Consider the following 17704-nt stretch of genomic DNA (forward strand, 5'->3'; position numbering starts at 1 on the left):
GGTCCCTCCACCCTGGCTCCTACATACCTCGTAGGAGCCGGCGGGAACATACAAGCTTGCTCGACTGCTCTTACCAACAGCAGTCGAGCAAGCTCGACTCTACGACGGCCTTGGTCGCGCGCGCCAATGCCGGCGTCGTCCATAATCGCCGCCCCAACGGCAGCGCCGTCCATGGTCGCGCCACGCGCCACGCGCCACCGCCCCGCCGCTGGCCGCTCCGCGCCACAGCCTGCGTGCTCTCCTTCAAAGCCATGGGGATGGTCAATTCACGTCACAATCGCCCGCGCCTCGGGTAGGGTGCGCTCAGGCCCCCGTGGGCTGCCCGTGGAGTGAATGATGATCAAGCGGTTCGCACTGCTAACGCCATCTGAACGCTGCAATCCGCTAGGGTGATGGAAATCGCGTAGTCAGGCCGCATATTGTCTCCAACTGCCGCCGGAGTAATCCATGTTCAGCAAAGACCTCGAACACACCATCGGCCAGTGCTACAAGCGCGCCCGTGAGGCCCGGCATGAGTTCATGACGGTCGAACACCTGCTGTTGGCACTGCTCGACAACCCCTCCGCCCAGGCGGTACTGAAGGCCTGTGGCGCCGACGCCGAGCGCCTGCGCCAGGAGCTGGAACAGGCCATCGAGGCCTCGGTGTCCCGCCTGGCCGAAGATGATGGCCGCGATACCCAGCCCACGCTGGGCTTCCAGCGCGTGCTGCAGCGGGCCGTGTACCACGTGCAGTCCTCGGGCAAGAAGGAAGTGACCGGCGCCAACGTGCTGGTGGCAATCTTCGGCGAAAAGGACTCCCACGCGGTCTATTACCTCAACCAGCAGGATGTCACCCGGCTGGACGTGGTCAATTACCTGTCCCATGGCATCGCCAAGCTGGGCGAGGAGGGCGAACAACCGTCCTCGCCGGAAAGCGAGGCCCGCATGGAGGGCGGGGAGGGCGAGCCCAAGGGCGACGCGCTGACCGAATTTGCCAGCAATCTGAACGACCAGGCCCGCGCCGGTCGCATCGATCCCCTGGTCGGCCGTGCCGACGAGATCGAGCGCACCATCCAGGTCCTGTGTCGCCGCCGCAAGAACAACCCGCTGTACGTGGGCGAGGCCGGCGTGGGCAAGACCGCGATCGCCGAGGGCCTGGCCCGCCGCATCGTGGAAGGCTCGGTACCCGACGTGCTGGCCGATGCCATCATCTACTCGCTCGACCTGGGCGCGCTGGTGGCCGGCACCAAGTACCGGGGCGACTTCGAAAAGCGCCTGAAGGGCGTGCTGACGGCCCTGAAGAAGGTGCCGAATGCCGTGCTGTTCATCGACGAGATCCACACCATCATCGGTGCCGGTTCGGCCTCGGGAGGCACCATGGATGCCTCCAACCTGATCAAGCCGGCCCTGGCCTCGGGCGAGCTGCGCTGCATCGGCTCGACCACCTTCCAGGAATACCGCGGCATCTTCGAAAAGGACCGGGCGCTGGCCCGTCGCTTCCAGAAGATCGACATCGTGGAGCCGACCGTGGGTGAAACCTACGAGATCCTGCAGGGCCTGAAGGCCAAGTACGAGGCCCACCATGGGGTCACCTACTCGGACGAAGCGCTGCAGGCCGCCGTCGACCTGTCGGTCAAGCACATCGGCGACCGTCTGCTGCCGGACAAGGCGATCGACGTGATCGATGAAGCCGGTGCCCGCCAGCGGTTGATGCCCGAAGGCCAGCGCAAGGAGCTGATCGACGTCGAAGAGGTCGAATCGATCGTGGCCAAGATGGCGCGCATCCCGGCCAAGCAGGTCAGCGCCACCGACAAGGATGTGCTGCAGCACCTGGAGCGCAACCTGAAGATGGTGATCTTCGGCCAGGACCCGGCCATCGACACCCTGGCGTCGGCCATCAAGCTGGCCCGTTCGGGTCTGGGCAATCCGGAAAAGCCGATCGGCAACTTCCTGTTCGCCGGCCCCACCGGCGTGGGCAAGACCGAAGTGACCAAGCAGCTGGCCCTGCAACTGGGCATCGAGCTGGTGCGCTTCGACATGTCCGAGTACATGGAGCCGCATTCGATCAGCCGGCTGATCGGTGCCCCCCCGGGGTACGTCGGCTTCGACCAGGGCGGCCTGCTGACCGAAAAGATCGTCAAGACGCCGCACTGCGTGCTGCTGCTGGACGAAATCGAGAAGGCGCACCCGGACATCTTCAACATCCTGTTGCAGGTGATGGACCGCGGCGTGCTGACCGACACCAACGGTCGCGAAGCCAACTTCAAGAACGTGGTGCTGGTGATGACCACCAATGCCGGTGCGGCCCAGGCCTCGCGGCGTTCGATCGGTTTCACCAAACAGGACCATGCCACCGACGCGATGGAGACCATCCGTCGCGCGTTCACCCCGGAATTCCGCAACCGCCTGGACGCAGTGGTGCAGTTCCAGGCGTTGGGCTTCGAGCACATCCTGCGCGTGGTGGACAAGTTCCTGATCGAGCTGGAAATGCGCCTGCAGGAAAAGCACGTCAGCCTGTCGGCCACCCCGACCGCGCGCGACTGGCTGGCCCACCATGGTTTCGATCCGCTGATGGGCGCACGGCCGATGGCCCGCGTCATCCAGGACAAGATCAAGCGTCCGCTGGCCGACGAACTGCTGTTCGGCAAACTGGTGAACGGTGGCAAGGTCAGCATCGACGTTCGCGACGACGAACTGGTGGTGGAAACCCAGGCCGAGCCCGAGCGGCTGCTACCGGCCACGGTGGAATAAGACCAGCGGCCGGGGTGATGCCCGGCCACTGTTGGGGGGTAGGCAAGGGCGGCTTCGGCCGCCCTTGTTGTGCGCCTCATCAGCGGCTGCGCTGGCGCGCCTTCCGCTTGAAGGTGTCGGCATCAATGGCTTCCACGCGGGCCACGGTGCACTGTCCGCGGTCGGTCTGCAGCTGGGTGCGGCCGGACCCGCACACCTGTCCGGGCTGGCCGTCGGTGCTGAAGGTCAGTTTGCGCGAGTAGGCAGCCTTGGAGCAGTCTTCCTGGAAGTGAACCCGATAGTGTTCGCTGCCGTTGCGTAGCAGCACATCGCGCGAGGCGTTGGCGCGGACCAGTTGCTGGTCGTTGCCCAGTTGAACGCAGTCGCCCGCGCTGGCAGCGGGGGCATCGGCCGCCGTGGCGGTGGCAGACAAGGCGCCGGCAGACAGCGCAGCGGCAGCAATCAGGGCATGCAGGCGGGGCGTGTTCATGGCGGGGCAGGGGTGGCGGTCCGGACTGGACCGGGTGCCACGATGCCGCCATCGGTACGAATGCGAATCTGCCGCAAGCACGGCTGACCGATGCCACGGTGAGCTCGGTCACGGTGACCTCCGGCAGGGCCGGATGGCAGGCATGACAAAAGGCCAGCAACCAGGGCTGGCCTTGTCGGGGTGGCGCAGTGCGCCGACCGCTTACTTCATGCGGTAGGTGATACGACCCTTGGTCAGGTCGTACGGGGTCATTTCAACCTTGACCCGGTCGCCGGTGAGGATGCGGATGTAGTTCTTGCGCATGCGGCCGGAGATGTGGGCGATGATTTCGTGCCCATTTTCCAGGCGAACGCGGAAAGTGGTGTTCGGCAGCGTCTCGCTGACGGTGCCCTCGAACTCGATGGAATCGTCTTTCGACATGTAGTCCTGTGCGGTTCAGAAAACGGCCACGCTGGGCCTAAGGCGCAGTATTTTACGCGCACTCGCGCCAGCTTGCAAAGTTTGTGTTAACCCCCGGCCAGGGCGCGCGCAGGCAGGCGCCCGAGCGCCTGGGTCCAGGGGCTCTCGCGCCCTGGCTGCTGCACGGCATGCCGCACCTGCTGCAGGAACGCTTCGCGCGACAGGTGGATCGCGCCCATCCGCAGCAGGTGCGGGTTCTCCACCTGGGCGTCGATCAGCGGCCAGCCCCAGTCGTTCAGGGTGGCCGCCAGTGCCGCCAGCGCCACCTTGGAGCCGCCGCTGGCACCGCTGAACATGCTTTCGCCGAAGAACATCTGGCCAATGGAGACACCATAGATGCCGCCGACCAGATCCTGCTGGTCCCAGACCTCGAAGGAGTGGGCAAAGCCCAGATCGTGCAGATGGCTGTAGGCGTCGACCATGGCGGGGCTGATCCAAGTGCCATCCTGGCCGGCCCGGGGCGCCCCGGCGCAGGCGCGCATGACCTGGGTGAATGCCGTGTCCGCCGTCACTTCCCACGGGCTGGCGCGCAGCTGGCGACGGAAGCGGCTGGACAGATGCACGCCATCGGTGCGGAATACCATGCGCGGATCGGGCGACCACCACAGGATCGGCTCTCCGTCGCTGAACCACGGGAAGATGCCGCCGGCGTAGGCGTTCAGCAGCCGCAGCGGGTGCAGATCGCCGCCCACCGCCAGCAGCCCATCGGGCTGGCGCAGCGCAGTTTCAGCGGGCGGGAACGGCGCGTCCGGCGCATCGGCCAGGCGCCAGGGCAACTGGCGGGTCATGCCCGAAGTGTACCGGCCCCCGCAACCCTGGTAGGTGCCAACCGCACAGCCCTGGTGGGTGCCAACCTTGGTTGGCACGCTTCACGGGTCTGTGCGGAACGGGCTGTGCGCCTGCAGCGTCTGCTGGTACCGCCGCACATCGCGGCGCTCCTGCCGGCACCAGTCCTGCAGGGCGTCGGCAAACTCCGCATCGGCCACCCAATGCCGGCTTCGCACCACGGTGGGCAGGAACCCCCGCGCCAGCTTGTGTTCGCCCTGTGCGCCCGGCTCGAAACGGGTCAATCCCTCGCGCAGGCAGTACTCGATGCCCTGGTAGTAGCAGGCCTCGAAATGCAGGCCGGGCAGGGTAGCGCCACCCCAGTAGCGCCCGTACAGCGTGTCCCCGCCGCGCAGGCACAGCGCGCCCGCAATCGGTTCGCCGTCCTGCTCGGCCAGGAACAGCACCAGCCCGCGACCCAGCGAGATGGCCAGGTGGCGCAGGAAGGCCTCGGTCAGCGCCGGCGCGTTGCCATATTCCAGGAAGGTCTGCAGATAGAAGCGGTACATCGCCTGCAGATCCGCGCGACTGGCTTCATCGCCATGCACCACGCGGAAGGTGATGCCCTGGCGGGTGACCTTGGCTCGTTCCTGGCGGATGTTCTTGCGATGCTTGTGGTTCATCGCGCCCAGGAACTGCTCGAAGGTGGTCCAGTCACCCGGGTTCTGCCATTGGAACTGGATGTCTTCGCGCAGCAGCCAGTCGTCGCTGAAGGCGGCCTCATCGCGGGCGGCGTGGAAATTGATGTGTGCGGATGAGACCTGTAGTGACGCCAAATGCGCGCGAAGCGCGTCCAGCAGTTCGCCGCGCAGCGAATCGTGACGTGCCAGCAGGCGTGGGCCGCTGACGGGCGAGTACGGCACCGCGCCCAGCCATTTCGGGTAGTAATCGCGGCCATGGCGGGCGTAGGCATTGGCCCAGGCATGGTCGAACACGAACTCGCCGTGCGAATTGGTCTTCAGGTAGCCCGGAATGGCGCCGACCAGCGTGTCGCCGTCCCACAGCGTGAAGTGCTGCGGCTGCCAGCCCCAGTCCTCGCGCAAGCAGCCGTGTTCTTCAAGCCCGGCCAGGAAGGCATGGGTGACGAACGGATTGCGGCCGTCGTGCAGGGCATCCCAGTCGGTGGCGGGAATGGCCTGCAGGGAGTCAAGGAAGCGAGGGGAAGGCATGGAAGCAAGGATACGGCAGGCAGTGTGCGATCGGAGTCCATGCGTGGATCGCTAGATGCGAATGGACTGCCGCCAGGACGCAAGTAGCCTGCACGCTCTGATCGGCGCAGGGCGCGTACGGGGCCCTTGCGCCAGCGACGGGCGCATTCGGCTTGAGGATTGGCTCGATGGCCGCATTTGGCGCATTTCGCAGTGCATCCCCTTTGGACGCCCGGCAGTGTTCTTGTGCACGCCACACGTAGCGCGCACACAAAGGACATCAAAGGACTTGATATGAACTGCATGCGGATACTCCGGCTTCTTGGGCTGGTTTGGCTTGTCAACTGCGCCCCGGCGTGGTCGACGGAAACCTACAACGGTCGAATGCCTTCCATGGTGACCGATACAGCCCTGGACCTGCTTTTGACGCGGGAGGCGCAGGACATCCTTAATCGCCATCAGTTACGCGCTAGGCGACCGTTGTCAGCGTCGGTGGATGCTTCGGTGGACATCCAGCAGAGGAAGCTGTCCATCAGGTTCGGTCCCGGCGTGCTGCCGATGCAGGACGATCATTCGCTCGAGGAAATGGAACAACGCATAAGGAACACCTTGGAGGCACGAGCACTCCAGGCGGGCGTAGGCGAGGTCGAAACGGAAGTTCTCTATGAGGGGAAGCTCTACTGGGAGCATTTCCCCCGGGATCCAGCGACGTCAATGCGGGCCAGTCATGCACAAGCGGGCGATTCCGTGCTTGTCTCGGCCAGTCATGGTTTGTTGCGAGTGCATCCTGGGCTGGAATGGGAGTTTCAGCGGCCAGAAAGCAATGGCCTCCTCGAAGACCTGGTCACGCCGGCCTATGCCGAAGAGCTACAAGCCCTGCTACAGGAGCGTGGCGGACTGGTCGTGCATCAAGCCCGCAGGGACAGTGGCGCCATACACCCGGAGTCGGAGCGTCCGTGGCGCCAGATGTCTGCGCGGTACCACTTGAAGGATCTTCTGCCTGAGCGGACAGATATCTGGAATCACTTTTCCACCAGTACTGCCACCGACAGGGAGGTGTTTGACGATATTCGGGCGCGACCTTACTACGCCAACCACCTGGGTGTTGGTGGATTGCTCAGTATTCATACCAATGCAGATGTCCCAGGCGTTGCTCGCGGGGCGCGGGTTTACTATCACGCAAGCAAACCTCGGGATCGCTTGCTTGCGGATCTTGCGCTTTGCTACATGAAGGAAATCATTACTGCACAGGAAGGCTATGCTGACTTTCCCGTGCCCGCAGCGAGTTCCGCGGCAGGACACGGTGAAAACAGCTTCGCGAGCATGCCCTCCGTCGTTGTCGAGGTGGCGTTCCATACCAACCTCATCGATGCGCAGGCACTCCAGGATCCTCTGTTTCGTGCAGCTTCCATGAAAGGTGTGGAGAAGGGATACCGGATGTTTCGCGAGGGAAAGGGCTGCGTCCCATTGAAGGCCGATCCGATTCAGGGGATTCAACTTCCCCAAGGTGGCTCTCAGCAGGTGGATGTCGTCTTCGAGGGCTACCCGCAGTATCCAATTGAACTGGTGACAACAAACGTAGGCTGCCCGCCAGGCTGGGCCTGCGCCGATGGTCGGGTGCGAATCGAGACGCCGGATGCCAAGCCAAGCAAGATCACGCTGCGCTGCGACAGCGCGGGCAGTGCCCCCGTTCTCTGGGATACACAAGTCGTGGATGCCGATGGCGTGAAGTCGGCACCCGTCCGCCACTGGGTGCAGTGCATCCGCGGGTCGCGAGACTCAGTTGTGAGCCCGGGAGTTGAAATCGATTTGGGTGCTGCAACGGCGGGGTAACGCGCGATCGACGGCGGGAGAGCGGTGAAGATCGATTCGCCAGACCAGCCAGGAAGGATGAGACAAAGCCGTAGTCGTATCAGCGTGGGAACGCTTGGCTGGGAAACGCTTGTGGTGGATGCCGAAGGGGTCAAGACCCAGCCGCTGCCTCACACCGTTCGTTGCGTTGCCGCGGGCAGTCCTGACGTGAGCGCCCCCGCCCGAAACGTTCTTGGCTTGGCGCAGTAAACGAAAAGGCCGGCGCTTGCGCGCCGGTCACTGGTTTGCATCGCCCAGTCGAGCATGGTCCAGTCGAGCATGGCTCGACTCTACAAACTCGTGGTCAGCTGGCCTTGCCCTGTGCGTCCAGGTGGCGTTCGGCGTCCAGTGCGGCAATGCAGCCGAAGTCAGCCGAGATGATCGCCTGGCGTTAGTGCTGGTCGGCCACGTCGCCAGCGGCGAACAGGCCTTCCACCGAGGTCTGGGTGGCGTTGCCGCCCAGGCCGGAGCGGGTTTCAAGGAAGCCGTTGCTCATGGCCAGCCGGTCGCTGGCGGGAATGGCCTGCAGGGAGTCGAGGAAGCGGAGGAAGGGCATGGGGGGAAGGATAGGGCAGGTGGATCACGAACGGTGATGGCGGAACCAGATTGGTCTGTTCCGGCAGGGGATGAGGAAAATTTGAATTCTCCCTTTGTGTGCGCCTTGTGCCGAATCGCTGGTGCCAGGATCGGCAGTGTGGCGGGGCGCTGCATGGGTGGCGCTCATCCCAGCACATGGAGAGAACAACAATGAACGGATTGAAGCTTGCGGTTGCTGTAGTCGCGTGCGGCTTGGCCTTCTCGTCCCCTGCATCGGATGGTGTATCCGATCTGCAGACTGCAGAGGCAGTAGATCCAGGCATTTACGCAGAGGTCGCCGCGCTTCTGCAACGGGAAGTGGGTGCCCAGTTGACGCGCCATTTGCAAGACCAGGGCAGGTTGCGGCAAGTAACTGTGAGTGTGGTGGTCAACCCGCACAAGCGCCGGATGATCGTCGACTTTGGCCCCGGGTACCTTCCAGGTAATGACCAGAACTACGGCGAGCTCTTCCTCATACCATTGGCCGGTGATCTTCGGCGCTACGCGGACCAGGCGGGCCTGGAAATACTGGATGTGCAATTCCTCTTTCAAGGGAGGCCAATGGAGGCTCACTTCCCGGAAGATCATCCTGCACCGCGCGCGCCAAAATCTCGATCAACACATACTCAGGCCCTGGTCTCCGCAAGTCACGGATACATTGCATTGCACCCCAGCAGGGCGTGGAAGTTTCAGCGCCCGGCCCCGCTGGGTCTGCAGGAGGATGTGTTGAGCCCGGCATACGGTGACGAGTTGCAGGGCCTGCTGGAGCAGCGGAGTGGCCTGGCTGTGCATCGTGCCCGCAGTCGTTCCACAGACCTGCATCCGGAGTCGAGCCACCCTTGGGAACAAATGTCTTCCAGATACCACCTCAAGGCGCTCCTTCCTGAACGTGCCGATATCTGGAATGCGCTGCCAAACAGCACCGAAAGCAATCGTGAAGTGAAGGAGGACATTCGCGCTCGCCCCAATTATGCGAACCATCTTGGTGTGGACGTGATGCTGAGTCTGCACACAAACGGAAGCGACGCCTCCAGTGTCCGCGGGGCCGAGGTGTATCACCATCGTGCCAAGCCTGAGGACAAGGCGTTGGGCGACAGCATTCTGTGCGGCATGAAGGAACTCATCCATGCCCAGCCCGGATACGAGAGCTTTCCCGTGCGAGCTGAGTCGGTCCCAGACGGGCATGGCGAGAATCGCATTGGCAGGATGCCCTCGGTGATCGTCGAAACCGCCTATCACTCCAATCCGGAAGATGTGGCTGCTCTATTGGATCCCGTCTTCCGCACCGCCTCCATGAAAGGCGTCGAGAAGGGCTATCGCCTATGGGCGCAGGGGAAGACCTGTGAGCCTCTCGCTGGGCAATCCATCGTAGATGTCGACATCCCATCTGGGGAATCGCGCGAGGTGGATGTCGCGTTCGCAGGTCATCCGCAGTTCCCGATCAGTCTGGTCACGAGCAACACCCTGTGTCCTCCGGGCTGGGGCTGCAATGGAAGAACCGTGGTGATCGATTCGCCAGACCAGCCCAGCAGGATGAAACTCAGCTGTGGTCGCAACAGCGTGGGAACGCTTGGCTGGGAAACGCATGTGGTGGATGCCGACGGGGTCAAGACCCAGCCGGTACCTCACACCGTTCGTTGCGTTGCCGTGGGCAGTCCTGACGTGAGCGCCTTGGCCCGAAACGTTGCTGGCTTGGCGCAGTAAACGAAAAGACCGGCGCTTTCGCGCCGGCCTTTGTCTTGCATGGTTCAGTCGAGCATGGTCCAGTCGAGCATGGCTCGACTCTACAAACTCGTGGTCAGCTGGCCTTGCCCTGTGCGTCCAGGTAGCGCTCGGCGTCCAGCGCGGCCATGCAGCCGAAGCCGGCCGAGGTGATCGCCTGGCGGTAGTGCTGGTCGGCCACGTCGCCGGCGGCGAACACGCCTTCCACCGAGGTCTGGGTGGCGTTGCCGCCCAGGCCCGAGCGGATTTCCAGGTAGCCGTTGTTCATGGCCAGCTGGCCGTCGAACAGCTGGGTGTTCGGGTGGTGGCCAATGGCCACGAAGAAACCATGGGCCTCGATGTCGCGGGTGCTGCCGTCCAGGGTCGACTTCACGCGCACGCCGGTCACGCCAGCGTCGTTGCCCAGCACTTCTTCCACCTGGTGGTGCCAGACGGTTTCGATCTTGCCGGCGGCGACCTTGGCGAACAGCTTGTCCTGCATGATCTTTTCCGCCTTCAGGGTGTCACGGCGGTGCACCAGGTAGACCTTGCGGGCGATGTTGGACAGGTACAGCGCCTCTTCCACGGCGGTGTTGCCGCCGCCGACCACCACCACGTCCTGGTCGCGGTAGAAGAAGCCGTCGCAGGTGGCGCAGGCGGACACGCCGCGGCCCTTGAAGGTTTCCTCGGTCGGAATGCCCAGGTACTTGGCGGTGGCGCCGGTGGAGATGATCAGCGCGTCGCAGGTGTACTCGTGGCTGTCACCGATCAGCTTGAACGGGCGCTGCGACAGGTCGGCCGTATGGATATGGTCGAAGATGACCTCGGTCTCGAAGCGCTCGGCGTGGGACTGCATGCGCGCCATCAGGTCCGGGCCCATCAGGCCGTGGGCGTCGCCCGGCCAGTTGTCCACTTCGGTGGTGGTCATTAGCTGGCCACCCTGCTGCAGGCCGGTGATGACCACCGGCTTCAGGTTGGCGCGGGCGGCATAGACCGCGGCGGTCCAACCGGCCGGGCCGGAACCGAGGATGACGAGGCGCTGATGGCGGGAGGGCAGGCTGGTGCTCATGTAGACTCGCGAAAAGGTAGATGGGACAAGGCGCGGCTGCGGTTTGCGCGGCAACCTTGGCTGGTCATAGAGTGGCGGCTGGGGCAGGGCGATTCAAGCCAATGAACAGAACGCGGTCGCCCACGGGCGGATTGACGCCGTTCTGGCGCCCGTTAGGCTGCGGTGACTGAAAACTGACGCCGTGTCGTTTATTATCAACCACTAACAGCGCATTCCAAAGGTATGGTCTAAGGTGGCGAAGCAGGTGCCCGAACGCTCCAAGTCCGACGACAGCAAGGCGTCGCGTCGCACGGCGGCCGCGGCAACGACCGACAATCCACGGCGCCAGCGCCTGTGGCGCGACTTGGGGCTGATCGCGATCGCTCCGGCGCTGCTGTACCTGGCCGCCAGTCTGTTTACCTATGCAGCCAGTGATCCCGGCTGGTCGCACACCGGCAGCGTGGTCGCCCCCGTGCACAACATGGGCGGTCGTGCCGGCGCCTGGATTGCGGATGTGCTGCTGCAGCTGTTCGGCTACATCGCCTTCCTGCTGCCGGTGGTGCTGGGTGCCCTGTCGTGGATCGCAATGTTCGGGCTCAAGCGCGAAGCCAAGGGCGACAACGACCTGGACCCGGCCTTGCGCCTGGTCGGCCTGGTCGGCTTCCTGATTGCCGGCACCGGCTTCCTGCACGTGCGCCTGTTCAGTGGTGATGTGTCCAGCGCCGGCGGCATCCTCGGCAAGCTGGTGGGCAATTCGCTCACCGTGGGCTTCGGCGCGCTGGGCGCCAATCTGTTCGTGCTGGTGCTGCTGCTGGCCTCGATCACCCTGGCCACCGGTCTGTCGTGGTTTGCGGTGATGGAAAAGATCGGCCGCGGCGTGATGTCGCTGGCACCGCTGCTGGAGCGCAAGAAGGAACAGGCCACCGAATGGAAGCAGACCCGCGCCCTGCGCGAGGAGCGCCAGGAAGTGCGCAAGGCCGATGCCGAAGTGCGCGCCAAGCGCGAGCCGGTGAAGATCGAGCCGCGCCCGGAGCCGGTGATCGAGAAGAGCGATCGGGCCAAGCGCGACAACCAGATTCCGATGTTCCGTGGCGTCAACGGCGACGGCTCGGACCTGCCGCCGCTGGCGCTGCTGGATGACCCCAAGCCGCAGCCCAAGGGCTACGACGAGGAAACGCTGGAAACCCTGTCGCGGCAGATCGAGTTCAAGCTGAAGGACTTCCGCATCGATGCGCAGGTGGTCGGCGCCTATCCGGGCCCGGTCATCACCCGCTTCGAGATCGAACCGGCGCCGGGCATCAAGGTCAGCCAGATCAGCTCGCTGGACAAGGACATCGCCCGCGGCCTGTCGGTGAAGTCGGTGCGCGTGGTTGACGTGATTCCGGGCAAGTCGGTGATCGGCCTGGAAATCCCCAACGTCACCCGCGAAATGATCTTCCTGTCCGAGCTGCTGCGCTCGAAGGAATACGACAAGGCGGCCAGCGTGCTGACCCTGGCGCTGGGCAAGGACATCGCCGGCCGGCCCACCGTGGCTGACCTGGCGCGCATGCCGCACCTGCTGGTGGCCGGTACCACCGGCTCGGGCAAGTCGGTGGCGGTCAACGCCATGGTGCTCAGCCTGCTGTACAAGGGCTCGCCGAAAGACCTGCGCATGCTGATGATCGACCCGAAGATGCTGGAACTGAGCGTCTACCAGGGCATTCCGCACCTGCTGGCGCCGGTGGTCACCGACATGAAGGAGGCGGCCAACGGCCTGCGCTGGTGCGTGGCCGAAATGGAGCGCCGCTACAAGCTGATGAGCGCGGTGGGCGTGCGCAACCTGGCTGGCTTCAACAAGAAGGTGAAGGACGCCGAGGACGCCGGCCAGCCGCTGATGGACCCGCTGTTCAAGCCCAACCCGGAACTGGGCGAGGCGCCGCGTCCGCTGGAAACCCTGCCGTTCATCGTCATCTTCATCGACGAATTCGCCGACATGATGATGATCGTCGGCAAGAAGGTGGAAGAGCTGATCGCCCGCCTGGCACAGAAGGCGCGTGCGGCCGGCATCCACCTGATCCTGGCGACCCAGCGCCCGTCGGTGGACGTGATCACCGGCCTGATCAAGGCCAACATCCCCACCCGCATTGCCTTCCAGGTCAGCTCGAAGATCGATTCGCGCACCATCCTGGACCAGTCCGGTGCCGAAACCCTGCTGGGCCACGGCGACATGCTGTACCTGCCGCCGGGCACGGCCATGCCCGAGCGCGTGCACGGTGCGTTCGTGTCCGACGACGAAGTGCACCGCGTGGTCGAACACCTGAAGGCGATGGGCCCGGCCGATTACATCGACGGCGTGCTGGATGAAGTGCAGACCCTGGGCGATGGCGTGGTGGTGGGTGCCACCGGCTTGCCGGAAACCAGCGCGGCCGGCGACGAATCCGACCCGCTGTACGACGAGGCCCTGCGCGTGGTGACCGAAACCCGCCGCGCCTCCATTTCCGGTGTGCAGCGGCGCCTGAAGATCGGCTACAACCGCGCGGCACGCCTGATCGAGGCCATGGAAGCGGCCGGTGTGGTCAGCGCGCCCGAACACAACGGCGACCGCACGGTGCTGGCACCGCCGCCGCCGAAGTAAGCCCTGCCACCGCCACCACGTCCAAGGAACCGACGCATGCATCGACTTCTTCCCCGCGTGCTGGCGCTGGCCTGCGCGCTGGCGGTTGGCCCCGCGCTGGCTGACGCCGGCGTGCCCCAGCCGGCGCCGCCGTCCACCAGCAGCGATGCCGAGGCCAGCAACAACTTCAGCTTCGTGCGCTACCGCGCCGACTACCAGGTGCGTGCCGATGCCGGCAACATCCAGACCGAAACCTACGAAATCCTGCTCAAGACCAAGGCGGCGGTGGAGCAGTTCAGCCAGGTGCGGCTGAGCTACAGCGAGAAGATGGAAACGCTGGAGGTGGTGAGCGCGTACACGCTGACCGCCGACGGCCAGCGCCGCGACGTGCCGGCCGACCGCATCTATACCCAGGAAAGCTATTCCAGCGCCGCGGCCGCCATGTATGCCGACCGCAAGGTGCGGGTGATCGTGTTCCCCAACCTGGCGCCGGGCACGCGGCTGTTCTACCAGGTGCGACGCACCCAGCTGACGCCGTATTTCCCGGGCTACTTCGGGCTGTGGGAAACCTTCAATGTGTTCACCCAGTACGACGATGCCGAAGTGACCCTGAGCGCGCCGGCCAACCTGCCCATGTACGTGGACAGCCGCGGCGTGCAGGGCAGCGACCGCCCGCAGGTGAAGAACGGCCAGGCGCAGTGGCGCTGGCGCTACCAGCGGCGCGAACCGATGCAGGCGCAGAACTGGTCGGCGGCGGTGTGGGAGTTCGGCCCGAACATCATGGCCAGCACCTACAAGGGCTGGGCGCAGATGGGCCGTGCCTACCAGCTGAAGGCGGGGGAGGCGGCACAGGTGACCCCGCAGATTCAGGCCCTGGCCGATGAAGTGACCGCCGGCATCAGCGACCGCAAGGCGCAGGCCGATGCGCTGTACCGCTGGGTGGCGCAGAACATCCGCTACGTGGCGGTCTACCTGGGCAATGGCGGGCTGGAGCCGAACAGTGCGCAGAGCATCCTGGACAACCACTATGGCGACTGCAAAGACCATGTGGCGATTCTGGAAGCGTTGCTGGCGGCCAAGGGCATTGCGAGCTCGCCGGTGCTGATCGGCGCCGGTGGCGGGCCCACGCTGCCGAAGATTCCCGTACTGGGCCGCTTCAACCACGCCATCACCTACGTGCCCGAGTTCGATCTGTACCTGGATTCGACCAGCGCCTGGGCGCGTTTTGGCCAGTTGCCCGATGGTGATCTGGGCGCGCCGGTACTGCACACGCGTACCGCCAGCGTGGCGCGCACCCCGGCCAACGACCCGCAGCGCAATGCCACGGTGATGGACGTGCGCTTCACCTTCGATGCGCAGGGCAACCTGCGTGGCGAGACCGTGCCGCAGCTGGGCGACAACGCCGAGATCGGCATGCGCGCGCAGTTCGCCCAGCTCAATGCGCAGAACCGCGCACGGGCGGAGGAGTCGATCATGGCCGCGTCCGGTTTCGATGGCCGCGGGCAGCTGCAGCTGCAGGGCGTACCGGTCGATCTGACCCGGCCGTTCGGCTACCGCATGGCGTTCCAGGCTGAGGACTACGTCGATTTCGCCGTGGCCGGCGGCATGGCCGTGCCCGATCCGCCCGGTGGTGAATCGGTGCGCGGGCTGTACGCAAGCGCGTCGGCGCCGGACAACCAAACCCCCTTTTACTGCAATGCCAGCCTGCGCGAGGAAACCTATCGCCTGCAGTTCCCGGACAACGCGCCGATCATCGCCATTCCGGCCAGCCAGCGCTTCACCAATGCGGCCGGCGACTACCGCGTGGACTGGAGCCGCAACGGCCAGGAAGTGACCGTGCACCACCGCCTGCAGCAGAACGCGGTGCGCGGCCCGCAGGCGCTGTGCCAGCCGCAGGACTACGCCGCGTTCCGGGCGCTGTACCGGGAAGTGCGCCGCGGCTTCCGTGGCCAGGTGCTGTACGGCAGATTGCCGGCCAGCGGCAACTGAATCGCCGATGCACCCGCGGGGCGGCATAATGTCGCCCTGATCGCCCATTCATCTTTGCCCGGGCACACTGGCACCCAACTTTCCTGGCGCACGCGCCCACAGGATTCCCGCATGAACATCCGCTTCCGTCGTTTCCTTGCCACCACCACCCTGGCCGTGGCTTGTGCCGCTGCCGGCAGCGCCTGGGCCGGCGCCCGCGATGACCTGAAAACCTTCACCAGTGGCCTGAAGGGCCTGGATGGGCAGTTCAGCCAGCAGGTGTTCGACAGCCGCGGCAAGGTGAAGGAATCGACCAGTGGCCGCGTTGCGCTGTCGGCGCCGCGCTTGTTCCGCTGGGAATACGTGCGCCCGCACGAACAGCTGATCGTGGCCGACGGCAAGAAGGTCTGGATGTACGAGCCGGACCTGGAGCAGGCCACCGTGCGCGAGCAGGGCAAGGAAGAGCAGAACAGCCCGCTGACTGCACTGATCAACCCGGCGCTGCTGGAACAGCAGTACGACCTGAGCGAAGAAGCGGCCAAGCGTGACGGCCTGCAGTGGCTGTCGCTGTCGCCCAAGCGCGATACCGAAGCCAGCTTCCAGTACGCCGCCTTGGGCTTCAACGCGCAGGGCCTGGCCAAGATGGAAATCACCGATGCCGTCGGCCAGCGCACCGTGATCACCTTCAGCGGCTGGAAGCGCAACCCCGGCTTCGCCGCCGGCACCTTCAGCTTCACCCCGCCGAAGGGAACCGACGTCATCGGCAATTGAGGTGTGACGCCGGGCATGGCCCGGCGCTACCGATGCACGAACCCCTGGCTTTGGTAGGTGCCAACCTTGGTTGGCACGCTCTCGCGGTACAATGTCCCGGTGCCAAGACATCGTTCCACCTCCTTCCCCGGCCCCGATCTGCTGAGTGTTGATCGGGATCATCTGCGCCCGCTGGCCGAGCGCATGCGCCCGCGCACCCTCGACGAAATGGTCGGGCAGAAGCGCCTGCTGGCGCCGGAAAGCGCGCTGCGTCGCGCGGTCGAATCCGGTCGCGTGCATTCGATGATCCTGTGGGGCCCGCCCGGCTGCGGCAAGACCACGCTGTCGTTGCTGCTGGCCGAATACTCCGACGCCGAATTCCGCGCCATCTCTGCCGTGCTCTCTGGCTTGCCCGAAGTGCGCCAAGTGCTGGCCGAGGCCGCGCAGCGTTTTGCCGAAGGCCGCCGCACCGTGCTGTTCGTGGACGAAGTGCACCGCTTCAACAAGGCGCAGCAGGATGCCTTCCTGCCGCACATCGAGCGCGGCACCATCCTGTTTGTTGGCGCCACCACCGAAAATCCCTCGTTCGAACTGAATTCCGCGCTGCTGTCGCGCTGCCGCGTGCACGTGCTGGAAGCGGTGTCGCCCACGGATATTGTCGAGGCGCTGGAACGAGCACTCGGGGACCGCGAGCGCGGCCTGGGCGAGGAGCGCATCGAGGTCGCCCCCGAGTTGCTGCTGGAAATCGCCACCGCCGCCGACGGTGACGTGCGGCGTGCGCTGACCCTGCTGGAAATCGCCGCCGAGCTGGCGGGCGGGGAGGGCGGTCGCATCACCCCGCAGACCCTGACCCAGGTGTTGGCCGACCGCACTCGCCGCTTCGACAAGGGCGGCGAGCAGTTCTACGACCAGATCTCGGCGCTGCACAAGTCGGTACGCAGCTCCAACCCTGATGCCGCGCTGTACTGGTTGACCCGCATGCTCGATGGCGGCTGCGATCCGTCCTATCTGGCGCGTCGCCTGACCCGCATGGCCATCGAAGATATCGGCTTGGCCGACCCGCGCGCGCAGAGCATGGCGCTGGAAGCCTGGGACATCTATGAGCGGCTGGGCAGCCCGGAAGGCGAGCTCGCCTTCGCCCAGCTGGTGCTGTACCTGGCCAGCACCGCCAAATCGAACGCAGGCTATGCGGCCTTCAACCAGGCCAAGGCCGATGTGCGCGAGAGCGGCACCGAAGAAGTGCCGCTGCACCTGCGCAATGCACCGACCAAGCTGATGAAGGAGCTGGGTTACGGCGCCGAGTACCAGTACGACCATGATGCCGAGGGCGGCATCGCCCTGGACCAGACCGGTTTCCCCGATGCGATGGGCGAACGGGTCTACTACAACCCGGTGCCGCGCGGGCTGGAAATCAAGCTGAAGGAAAAGCTGGACCGGTTGCGCGCCGAGCGCGAAGCAGCCAGGGCCGCAAAGCGTCTGTAGAGTCGAGCTTGCTCGACTGCCTTTCGCGCTTTTGTAGAGTCGAGATCCTATGTTCGTGGTCAAGTCTGCTGGAAGCAGGCTTGACCCACTTTCAGCATGCTCGG

Annotated in this window: 12 protein-coding genes and 1 pseudogene; 7 read left to right on the forward strand and 6 right to left on the reverse strand. The window is 65.0% G+C overall.

From position 1 onward, the window contains the following. The first annotated feature begins 447 nt into the window (after positions 1-447). Entirely contained in the window at positions 448-2730 is a 2283-nt protein-coding gene (gene clpA / locus G4G00_RS21135; RefSeq protein ID WP_108753065.1) for an ATP-dependent Clp protease ATP-binding subunit ClpA, read from the forward strand. 79 nt (positions 2731-2809) lie between these two features. Here clpA and G4G00_RS21140 read toward each other — a convergent pair whose 3' ends face one another. The 4 genes from G4G00_RS21140 to G4G00_RS21155 form a co-directional block, all read right to left on the reverse strand. Then, complete coding sequence (locus tag G4G00_RS21140) at positions 2810-3199, reverse strand: hypothetical protein (RefSeq protein WP_164276371.1); 390 nt, start codon at positions 3197-3199, stop codon at positions 2810-2812. 201 nt (positions 3200-3400) lie between these two features. After that, positions 3401-3619 carry a translation initiation factor IF-1 gene (gene infA / locus G4G00_RS21145; RefSeq protein WP_005409596.1) on the reverse strand — a complete coding sequence of 73 codons (219 nt, stop codon included), beginning with the start codon at positions 3617-3619 and terminating at the stop codon, positions 3401-3403. 86 nt (positions 3620-3705) lie between these two features. Then, positions 3706-4446, reverse strand: coding sequence for a leucyl/phenylalanyl-tRNA--protein transferase (gene aat / locus G4G00_RS21150; RefSeq protein ID WP_164276374.1), 741 nt, complete (start codon positions 4444-4446; stop codon positions 3706-3708). A gap of 81 nt (positions 4447-4527) precedes the next feature. Further along, complete coding sequence (locus tag G4G00_RS21155; protein WP_164276378.1) at positions 4528-5652, reverse strand: GNAT family N-acetyltransferase; 1125 nt, start codon at positions 5650-5652, stop codon at positions 4528-4530. A 372-nt stretch (positions 5653-6024) separates the two neighbouring features. Here G4G00_RS21155 and G4G00_RS21160 point away from each other — a divergent pair, with 372 nt between their 5' ends. After that, the gene (locus tag G4G00_RS21160; protein ID WP_108754797.1) at positions 6025-7464 is read left to right on the forward strand and encodes an N-acetylmuramoyl-L-alanine amidase; all 1440 of its coding nucleotides are present in this window, start codon (positions 6025-6027) and stop codon (positions 7462-7464) included. 322 nt (positions 7465-7786) lie between these two features. Here the strand turns inward: G4G00_RS21160 and G4G00_RS21165 are convergent. Next, positions 7787-7987 (reverse strand): annotated as a pseudogene (locus G4G00_RS21165) (thioredoxin-disulfide reductase); the annotation flags it as partial. A 242-nt stretch (positions 7988-8229) separates the two neighbouring features. Between G4G00_RS21165 and G4G00_RS21170 the strand changes: the two are divergent. Beyond that, entirely contained in the window at positions 8230-9762 is a 1533-nt protein-coding gene (locus G4G00_RS21170) for an N-acetylmuramoyl-L-alanine amidase (RefSeq protein ID WP_164276381.1), read from the forward strand. Positions 9763-9856: 94 nt separating this feature from the next. On the opposite strand, the gene trxB is transcribed toward G4G00_RS21170, so the two are convergent. Beyond that, positions 9857-10828, reverse strand: coding sequence for a thioredoxin-disulfide reductase (trxB, locus tag G4G00_RS21175; protein WP_108753070.1), 972 nt, complete (start codon positions 10826-10828; stop codon positions 9857-9859). 232 nt (positions 10829-11060) lie between these two features. On the opposite strand from trxB, the gene G4G00_RS21180 reads away from it, so the two are divergent. From G4G00_RS21180 to G4G00_RS21195, 4 genes are all read left to right on the forward strand, one after another. Continuing rightward, positions 11061-13421, forward strand: a complete 2361-nt coding sequence (locus G4G00_RS21180; protein WP_164276384.1) for a DNA translocase FtsK — start codon at positions 11061-11063, stop codon at positions 13419-13421. Between the two features lie 36 nt (positions 13422-13457). After that, the gene (locus G4G00_RS21185) at positions 13458-15389 is read left to right on the forward strand and encodes a DUF3857 domain-containing protein (RefSeq protein WP_164276387.1); all 1932 of its coding nucleotides are present in this window, start codon (positions 13458-13460) and stop codon (positions 15387-15389) included. Between the two features lie 111 nt (positions 15390-15500). Beyond that, positions 15501-16139 (forward strand): outer membrane lipoprotein chaperone LolA, encoded by a 639-nt coding sequence (gene lolA, locus G4G00_RS21190; RefSeq protein ID WP_079221872.1) that lies wholly within the window; start codon positions 15501-15503, stop codon positions 16137-16139. Between the two features lie 183 nt (positions 16140-16322). Further along, entirely contained in the window at positions 16323-17600 is a 1278-nt protein-coding gene (locus tag G4G00_RS21195; protein ID WP_233614756.1) for a replication-associated recombination protein A, read from the forward strand. The last annotated feature ends 104 nt before the right edge of the window (positions 17601-17704 follow it).

Source organism: Stenotrophomonas sp. B1-1 (genome assembly GCF_010894375.1).
In the GTDB taxonomy this organism is placed as follows: Bacteria; Pseudomonadota; Gammaproteobacteria; order Xanthomonadales; family Xanthomonadaceae; genus Stenotrophomonas.

Bases quoted from the DNA above. Each gene is read 5' to 3' on its own strand.
- trxB (WP_108753070.1), bottom strand. From the start codon at position 10,828: ATGAGCACCAGCCTGCCCTCCCGCCATCAGCGCCTCGTCATCCTCGGT.
- aat (WP_164276374.1), bottom strand. From the start codon at position 4,446: ATGACCCGCCAGTTGCCCTGGCGCCTGGCCGATGCGCCGGACGCGCCG.
- G4G00_RS21160 (WP_108754797.1), top strand. From the start codon at position 6,025: ATGGTGACCGATACAGCCCTGGACCTGCTTTTGACGCGGGAGGCGCAG.
- G4G00_RS21155 (WP_164276378.1), bottom strand. From the start codon at position 5,652: ATGCCTTCCCCTCGCTTCCTTGACTCCCTGCAGGCCATTCCCGCCACC.
- G4G00_RS21185 (WP_164276387.1), top strand. From the start codon at position 13,458: ATGCATCGACTTCTTCCCCGCGTGCTGGCGCTGGCCTGCGCGCTGGCG.
- G4G00_RS21170 (WP_164276381.1), top strand. From the start codon at position 8,230: ATGAACGGATTGAAGCTTGCGGTTGCTGTAGTCGCGTGCGGCTTGGCC.
- clpA (WP_108753065.1), top strand. From the start codon at position 448: ATGTTCAGCAAAGACCTCGAACACACCATCGGCCAGTGCTACAAGCGC.
- lolA (WP_079221872.1), top strand. From the start codon at position 15,501: ATGAACATCCGCTTCCGTCGTTTCCTTGCCACCACCACCCTGGCCGTG.
- G4G00_RS21195 (WP_233614756.1), top strand. From the start codon at position 16,323: ATGCGCCCGCGCACCCTCGACGAAATGGTCGGGCAGAAGCGCCTGCTG.
- infA (WP_005409596.1), bottom strand. From the start codon at position 3,619: ATGTCGAAAGACGATTCCATCGAGTTCGAGGGCACCGTCAGCGAGACG.
- G4G00_RS21140 (WP_164276371.1), bottom strand. From the start codon at position 3,199: ATGAACACGCCCCGCCTGCATGCCCTGATTGCTGCCGCTGCGCTGTCT.